We start from the raw sequence: 6,233 nt of genomic DNA, 5'->3' as shown, positions 1-6,233 counted from the left end.
GGAGGTGAGACAAATCTCGTCGGTCAATGAACGCGGCGCCCGGGCGGGATCATCTCGTAAAAGGGGGGCGCCATTATCCCGGAATCCCCGGGCGGCATTATCCCGTTACAGACGGGCGCCTTCGTCGGAATCGGCACCCTGAAGCGCGGCTTTATCGCAAAGGTCCGGGCAAGGAGGCGAAGCTCTGCTTCATCGGCCACGCGCTGATGGAGAACCGGAACGCTCTCTTCGTCGACGCCTGTCTCACGCAAGCCGACGGCCACGCGGAACGCATCGCGGCGCTGCACATGATCGAGCCGCGCGCCGATCGCCCGCGGGCGATCACGCTCGGCGCTGACAAGGCCTATGACGCCGAGGATTTCGTCAATGAGCTGCGTGCGATGAAGGTGACGCCGCATGTCGCGCAAAACACCAGCGGACGGACTTCGGCGATCGACGCCCGCACGACGCGGCATGTGGGCTACGCCATCAGCCAACGCATCCGCAAGAAGATCGAGAAGGGCTTCGGCTGGATCAAAACCATCGCCGGGCAGGAGCAGACCAGGTTCAGAGGCTGCGAGCGGGCCGGCTGGGCCTTCACCTTCGCGGCCGCCGCCTACAATCTGGTGCGGCTGCCGAAACTAATGGCGGCGCCGACTGACCTGCCACTGCAAAGTTCCTCCACGGGGGATTAGAGTCCGGCCTTGTAAAGGACGGACCTATGAAGCGTGCACGGTTTACGGAAGAACAGATTATTGGCGTGTTGAAGGAGCATGAAGCCGGCGCCAAGACCGCCGATCTCGCTCGCAAGCATGGCGTCTCGGAAGCGACGCTGTACAATTGGAAGTCGAAGTACGGCGGCATGGACGTCTCCGAAGCCAAGCGCCTGAAGGCCTTGGAAGACGAGAACGCGCGGCTGAAGAAGCTTCTGGCCGAAGCCATGCTGGACTCCGCGGCGCTTCGAGAGCTTCTTCAAAAAAATGGTAGGGCCCGCCGCCAAGCGCGAAGGAGTCGCGCATCTGCAGGCCGTGATGGGCCTGTCGGAACGGCGGGCCTGCACCCTTGTCAGCGCCGATCGCACGATGATCCGCTATCAATCCCGGCGTGTGCCCGACACCGCGTTGCGCGAGCAGATCCGCGTGTTGGCCAACGAGCGTAAGCGCTTCGGCTATCGGCGGCTATTCATCCTGCTTCGGCAGGGCGGCGAGTCGTCTGGGATCAACCGCATCTACCGGATTTATCGTGAGGAAGGACTTACCGTGCGCAAACGGCGCGCCCGCCGGCGCGCTGTCGGCACGCGGGCTCCTATCCTGGTTGAGGCCACAGCCAATGCGCGCTGGTCGCTCGATTTCGTTCATGACCAGTTCGCTTATGGACGCCGATTTCGCATTCTGAACGTCGTCGACGATGTGACGCGCGAGTGCTTGGCGGCGATCCCCGACACATCAATTTCGGGCCGCCGCGTGGCGCGGGAGCTGACGACCTTGATCGAACGACGCGGCAAACCCGGCTTGATTGTTTCCGACAATGGCACGGAGTTCACCTCGAACGCGATGCTGTCGTGGGCCCAAGACCACCGGATCCAATGGCATTTCATCGCGCCGGGAAAGCCAATGCAGAACGGCTTCTGCGAGAGTTTCAACGGCCGTATGCGGGACGAACTGCTGAATGAGACGCTGTTTCTCGGGCTTAATCACGCTCGGGCGAAGATCGCGAACTGGGTCAGCGATTACAATCATAAGCGCCCCCATTCGGCGCTCGCCTATCAAACACCGGCCGCCTATGCCGCCAATCTCTCCGCAACATGCGATCGGCTGCGCAACCCCGACCAGCTCCGCCGATCGCATGTTGCTCACATCGCGCCCGACGGCGTAAAATCTCTTGAGACTCTAATCGCTGATGGATGAAAGTTCAGGAGCAGGTCAAGATCGAATTCGAATACGACAATGGCGACGAAGCCCCCCTCACAGCAAAGCGAGAAGATTCTTCAACAGCCGGCTAGCTAGCGGACGCCTCCTTCAAGTGGTTGCCAACACCACCACTCTGGCACATGATGCCGTCGAGGGGGCGTCCACCCCATCAATCTCGGCAGCCACAAGGGCGCTGACGTGCGCAAGGCGATCGAGGCGGCAGGCGCGACGCTGCTTTATCTCCCGCCCTACAGTCCGGACTTCAATCCAATCGAGATGGCCTTCTCGAAACTCAAAGCGCTGCTGCGAAAGGCCGGAGAGCGAACCGTCGACGCCCTCTGGGACAGGATCGGCGCCTTGCTCCACCAGTTCACCCCAAATGAATGCGCAAACTTTTTCGACGCCGCCCGATACGAGCCGGTTTAAGACGAATCCGCTCTAATCGGTAATCGCGGTCAAGAGCGTGGCGATCTGGGTTCGCTGCCTGCTGAGCGACCGCGAGCTCTCGCGGCGGCGATCGGGAGCGTACGGACCGACCTAGCGAGTTCTTTGTCGACGTAGCGGAGAAAGTATCGTTTGCTCGTCGAGTCTGGAAATAAAAGGTCCACCAATTCTGTTGAATTGAGAAAAAAACGAATTGTTCGCTCGTCGAGCGAATCTACTCGCGAAATGTCTTTCAATGCTATTCGCCTGCGCCACAGCGTCGGAAAGCCAAGACGCGGGAACAGCCTGCGTGGAAACGAAATTTTCTGGGCATGTGCGCGAATTCCGATCGCCTCGGCAAGAAACGCCTGGGCGCTAAAGAGCGCTAGGAGGCCCAAGAATACGCGATAGTCTAGAACGACATATTGTTCAGTAGGTTCGTACAGGAAAAGTAACCATAGAATCGGTCCAATGGCGAATATTAACCAAAAAGCGCAAACCTTCCAGAATCTGATAGCCCCGCGCCCCTCCAGCATAAGCAATTCCTACTACTTAAATCCGTGTGTTGATAATCGGGCGAAGGGCGTTAAAGGCGCCTGCCGTAGCGTTAGCTTTACAATATAAGTCATCCTGACTTATAGCTTGTTTTCCTTAGCCTTTTTCCGTAGCGCCGTCAATGCCCTGGCGCTCACGCCGCAGGGCGAAATCCTAAATCGTTAAGCTTCGAAGAGGTTGGAGCGGAAGCTGGGGTCGATGCAGGCCCTTAGGCGCTTTCGGCGGAGGGAGCCTTTGCTCTTGTCGGCTTTGAGGATGTTGATGGCGGCGTGTCGGATGATGGCGAGATTGAGCGGGGAATGGTCTTTTCTGGTTCGGCAGTTGTCTTCGTCGAAAATCACGTCCAGCGTCCAGTGGAGATTGTTCTCGATGCCCCAATGGGCGCGCGTGGCCGCGAGGATGGCTTTGGGGTCGGGGGCGAGCGAGGAGATATAGAATCGCGTCTCCACGCTTTCCGCCTTTGTCTTCTTGTCGAAGCGCGTTGCGGTGATGGCCGCGAGCGCGCGCAGGTCGCTCCATTCGGGATGACGCTCGGAAAGCCAAGCGGCGTCGGCGACGCGGCACAGGCGCTCTTCGACGCGGCCGTGACCGGCGTCGGTTTCGCGCGCCTCGGCGCAAGCTTCACGGCAGGCGGAATCGGCGAAGAACAGCTTGGCGTCTTCATGCAGGCTGGTCTGATTGCCCTTGAGGGCGAGCACATAGTCCGCCTTCTTTTCGACGATGCGCGCCGCGATCGCCTTTTGCGTCCCCATCGCGTCAATGGAGACGATCGCGCCCTCGAGCGCGAGCATGTCGAGGAGTTCCGGGATCGCCGTGATCTCGTTGGATTTGCCGTCGACGGCGCGTTGCGCCAGCACGAGCCCCGCCGCCGTGGCGTAGGCCGAGACGAGATGCAGCGCGCCCGTTCTGTCGGCCTGCCGCGAGCCGCGCAGCGTCTTGCCGTCCACGGCCACGACCTCGCGCGCGAGCGGGCGCAGCGACGAAGCCCAGGCGGCAAAGCCCTGCTCCAGCGCCGCGGGATCGAGCAGGCGAAACACCTTGCGCAGGGTCTGCGCGGTCGCAATCCCGTCCTTAAACGGCAGGAACCGACGCAACCAGTCGAGAGCGCCCTCGGCGACTTCCTCAATCCCCTCCCAGTCGTCGCCGCCACAAATGACGCCGACCAGCGTCGTCAGCAAAATCTCGTCCAGCGGATAGGTCACCATGCCCGGCACGCGGTGGTCCGGCACAATCCGCATATGATCCAAAAAGCCCTTCGTCACGGCGCGCGCCTCCCGCGCCTTTCGAATCCGCTTTGGTTAACGAAGCCTCAACGATTTAAGACGCTGCCCTGGCTCACGCCGGCTCGTGTATTGCGCCTCTGCGATTCAACTGTTCTCCCGAAATCACGCTTCCTCAGCTGCGTCGCTCAGAAAAAAAGCTGAGGGCGAATCTTCAGCGCAAAAACACGATGAAAGTAATTGCCGACGAAGAAAACGAAGACGGTCGCGGAAATATCCTTCGCGAGAAGCGAGTGGAGGCCGGGTCTTCTCCTTAAGGCCGCCCGTGTATATCTGACGCCGGAAGTGGGAGAGCTTCCTCCATTTGGAAATAAGCGGCGCCAGCCTTCTTCTCATCGCCCAAGTGGATCGAATTCAATTCGATAGCGTCAGGATCGTCTCTGCCGCGCTCAAGGCGCTCCTGGGGTGGCGGTCGCGTCAAAGAAAAGGCGTTATCTGATACGAAGTTACCTTGTCGCAGGCGCAGCGTCGAGGTTATTTGATGATTGATCTGCATTCACATATTTTGCCTGGAATTGACGATGGCGCCGCCAGCATCGACATCGCTCTCGATATGGCGCGTATTGCCGTCGCCAATGGCGTCACCGTTCAGGCTTGCACTCCCCACATCTTTCCTGGCGTCTATAATAATTCCGGCCCGCAAATTCGATCGGCGGTCGACGAATTTCAGAACTGCCTGGATGAACATGAAATTCCTTTGCGCCTGGTGACCGGCGCCGACGCTCATATCGTTCCAAACATGGTGGATGGATTGCGATCTGGCGCAATCCTGTCGCTTGCTGACACGCGATATGTTCTCGTGGAGCCGCCGCATCACGTTGCGCCGCCACGTATCGAATATCTCTTTTTTGAACTCTTGACCGCGGGCTATGTGCCGATTCTCACCCATCCTGAGAGATTGACGTGGATAGAAAGTCGTTTTGAGACATTCGTTCAGCTCTTCCACGCCGGCGTCTGGATGCAACTTACCTCCGGTTCAGTGACAGGCTCCTTTGGCAGGAGACCTCAATATTGGTCGGAACGAATGTTGAATGAAGGGATGGTCCATATTTTGGCTTCTGACGCCCACGGAGCAAGACGCCGAAGGCCTGACCTCGCCGAGGGACGCGCGGCGGCGGCGAAATGGCTGGGCGAGGCAGAGGCGGAGCAGCTTGTTCTTATTCGTCCGCGCGCGATTTTGGAAAATGTCGCTCCATCTGAGGTGGCCCCCCCTGCCCGGGCGCAGCATTCGAACTCGGGCGACCCCTATAGCGTCGAGAGCCGTTCTCGCGGGCAGCAGTCGCGATGGACCGGGGCTCGGCGCGACAGCGGGTCGGGAGAAAAGCGCCGACACGGGGCAGATCGCGGTTTTTCAGGGTTGCTCGACCGCTTTTTTGGATAATGGAACCGTGAATGGCGCAGCCTGGCTCCTTGCGCGAGCGCGTGCGCTTGATCTGCCCTGACCATTGAGTCCGCCTGTGTCGAGGCGCAGAACGCCGTCGAGATCATCACGAGGGCTGAGCGCCCTACTCCACCGTCACGCTCTTTGCGAGATTGCGCGGCTGATCCAGAGGCTCGCACCATCAATATCGAGTTCGATCACATGCGGGCGAGCCGCGACCGATCTGCTCTCCGACGCCAAGGCGACCGGCGCTTCCTCTCGTCGCTCCACAACAACCGGCGTGAATGAAACAGCGTCAGATTCCGCCGCCCGCCGCCGCGCTTCCCGTCGCCACGAAAACAATTGCTGCGGCGTCGATAGAATCGGCCGCTCGACAATATTGGTGTCCGGTTCGATGCGGCCGTCCTCGATGAAGCGCGTCAGTCCGCTCCAATGGTCGAGCATATAACGAATAGCCTTGGTCAGCGGTGATATTTGCGACAGCCCGTCGCGCACTTCGAGCAACCGGGCGTGCAACGTGTCCATGATCGGGCGGGTTTCGGCCTGCCGGACGGATTTGCGAAGCTGGACGCCTCCAAAAACCTCTGGCCAAAACGGCGTTGAGTTGATTCACTTAGTCATGTCGCAAGGGGGTGCGGACATGGCGAAGGGAACGCCCGGATTTTTTGATGTCGACGAACGGCTGGCGGAGCTGTCAGCGAAGGG

Annotated in this window: 4 protein-coding genes and 3 pseudogenes; 5 read left to right on the top strand and 2 right to left on the bottom strand. The window is 59.8% G+C overall.

The features are described from left to right. Nucleotides 1-137: 137 nt before the first annotated feature. The 3 genes and pseudogenes from ACR65W_RS05770 to ACR65W_RS05760 form a co-directional block, all read left to right on the top strand. Nucleotides 138-674: pseudogene (locus ACR65W_RS05770) on the top strand (transposase); the annotation flags it as partial. Between the two features lie 26 nt (nt 675-700). Beyond that, nucleotides 701-1,886, top strand: a protein-coding gene (locus ACR65W_RS05765) for an IS3 family transposase (RefSeq protein ID WP_434499578.1) whose coding sequence is annotated in 2 segments (ribosomal slippage) — nt 701-954 and nt 953-1,886 — 1,188 coding nt in all. Because the reading frame shifts where the segments join, the coding sequence is not laid out codon by codon here. Between the two features lie 174 nt (nt 1,887-2,060). Further along, nucleotides 2,061-2,315, top strand: a pseudogene (locus ACR65W_RS05760) (transposase); the annotation flags it as partial. Nucleotides 2,316-3,028: 713 nt separating this feature from the next. Here ACR65W_RS05760 and ACR65W_RS05755 read toward each other — a convergent pair. After that, entirely contained in the window at nt 3,029-4,129 is a 1,101-nt protein-coding gene (locus tag ACR65W_RS05755) for an ISAs1 family transposase (RefSeq protein ID WP_434499577.1), read from the bottom strand. A gap of 499 nt (nt 4,130-4,628) precedes the next feature. Between ACR65W_RS05755 and ACR65W_RS05750 the strand changes: the two genes are divergently transcribed. Continuing rightward, a complete protein-coding gene (locus ACR65W_RS05750; protein ID WP_434499576.1) occupies nt 4,629-5,528 on the top strand; it encodes a tyrosine-protein phosphatase in 900 nt (299 codons plus the stop codon). A gap of 360 nt (nt 5,529-5,888) precedes the next feature. On the opposite strand, the pseudogene ACR65W_RS05745 reads toward ACR65W_RS05750, so the two are convergent. After that, nucleotides 5,889-6,089: pseudogene (locus ACR65W_RS05745) on the bottom strand (IS66 family transposase); the annotation flags it as partial. On the opposite strand from ACR65W_RS05745, the gene ACR65W_RS05740 reads away from it, so the two are divergent. Beyond that, the coding region (locus ACR65W_RS05740; protein ID WP_434499579.1) for a hypothetical protein at nt 6,052-6,233 on the top strand (182 nt) is incomplete at its 3' end. The pseudogene ACR65W_RS05745 and the gene ACR65W_RS05740 sit on opposite strands and share 38 nt — an antisense overlap.

It is taken from the genome of Methylocystis sp. (assembly GCF_051062815.1).
Lineage (GTDB): Bacteria > Pseudomonadota > Alphaproteobacteria > Rhizobiales > Beijerinckiaceae > Methylocystis.
This window is presented reverse-complemented; position numbering and strand designations above follow the sequence as displayed.